This is a genomic window from Sphingomonas sp. 2378 (assembly GCF_038084995.1).
In the GTDB taxonomy this organism is placed as follows: Bacteria; Pseudomonadota; Alphaproteobacteria; order Sphingomonadales; family Sphingomonadaceae; genus Sphingomonas.
In genome coordinates, this window is the sequence record NZ_JAXCMJ010000182.1 from 1 (window position 1) to 201 (window position 201).

Here is a 201-nt window from a genome sequence, read left to right on the forward strand (position 1 = left end):
CGCCAATGGCACCGCGAACATCGCCAAGGCGGTACTGACGCTGACGGCGAGCGCCGATAGCAAGATCTATGACGGAACGCGCAGCTCGACCGGTGTGGTCGGGATCACCGGGCTGGTCGGCAGCGACACCGCAGAAGCGACGCAGGCCTTTGCCAGCAAGAATGCGGGTAGCCAGGCCCTGAGTGCCGACAGCTGGACGGT

General features: G+C 65.7%; 1 protein-coding gene. It reads left to right on the forward strand.

Annotation, left to right across the window (positions count from 1 at the left end; all coding sequences use genetic code 11):
- Positions 1 to 201 (forward strand): YDG domain-containing protein (locus tag SM191_RS19835; RefSeq protein WP_341507695.1); only part of this gene is annotated, 201 nt, incomplete at both ends.